Consider the following 1,205-nt stretch of genomic DNA (forward strand, 5'->3'; position numbering starts at 1 on the left):
AGCACAACAGCGACCAACAACGGCACGGCGAGCACCGCCGTGACCTTCCATCGCAGGTCCCAGTTGCTCAGCGCCCAGCGCTTATTGCTGCCGGACCTAGCGGCGTCACGCATCTCCCACTCACTTTCCAAACTGGCCCCAGCCACGCGCCATCAGCGAGCCTCCGAGCGATCGCACGCTCGGCTCGACAGACGGAGCTGACCGAGAACGGCGGCTGGCCGAGAAATTGCGTCCATGACGGCCGAAATATGTGACATGCGATTCTAACGGATCAATAACTTCTTGTGTGACCTCTTGGCAACCACCGGTCCCTGACCTGCCTATTCCAGGCAAAATCAAAGGTCGCGGCGCCCGCCCGGACGTCGCGTGAAGTCTGCCACAATCAGGCTGATCTATCGAGGCGGGCATCTTCAGCGCTTCTCAGGACACAAGGCGGAGCTAGGGAGTCACCGGGTTGAACGCGAAGCAGGAGTACCGACCGGCGTATCAGCTGAGCCTGGTCGATCCCTCGGAGTTCTGGCGCACCGCGGCCGAATCCATCAGCTGGGACGTGCCTCCCACCCAGATTCTCGATACTGCCGCCCGCCCGGCGGCGCGGTGGTTTCCCGACGCTCGCCTCAACACCTCCTACAACGCGCTTGATCGACATGTGCGCGAGATCACAACTCCCGAAGGCTCTCTCGAAGGCCAGGAGGGAGGCCGCGCCCAACAACCGGCCCTAATATACGACTCGGCTATGACCGGGTCCAGGCGGATTTACACATATCGGGAGTTGCTCGACGAAGTCGCCCGATTTGCCGGATCCATGCTGCGACTGGGCGTCAAGACCGGTGACCGCGTCGTCATCTATATGCCGATGATTCCCGAGGCCGTGATCGCCATGCTCGCCTGCGCCCGGATCGGCGCGGTGCACTCGGTGGTCTTCGGCGGTTTCGCCGCCCACGAACTCGCGGCCCGCATCGACGACGCCGAACCTGTGTTGATCATCACGGCCTCCGGCGGCCTGGAACCCGGACGCCGCATCGAATACCCGCCGATCGTGCTCGCCGCCCTCGACCTCGCCGAGACCACCGCCCCGAGAACCGTGCTGGTCAAGCAACGGGAGGGCTTCCCCACCATTCGCTTTCCGGCAGAGCAGGCCGCCACCGACTCGCTGCCCGCCTCCAGCGAGACCGTGGTGGCCCGGTGGCTCGATTGGGACGAGG

General features: G+C 64.2%; 1 protein-coding gene. It reads left to right on the forward strand.

All coding sequences use genetic code 11. The annotated features are described in order from the left end of the window. Positions 1-454 precede the first annotated feature (454 nt). Positions 455-1,205 (forward strand): AMP-binding protein (locus ACIRS4_RS37815; protein WP_404204745.1); only part of this gene is annotated, 751 nt, incomplete at its 3' end.

It is taken from the genome of Streptomyces sp. NPDC101166 (assembly GCF_044768125.1).
Classification (GTDB): Bacteria; Actinomycetota; Actinomycetes; order Streptomycetales; family Streptomycetaceae; genus Streptomyces.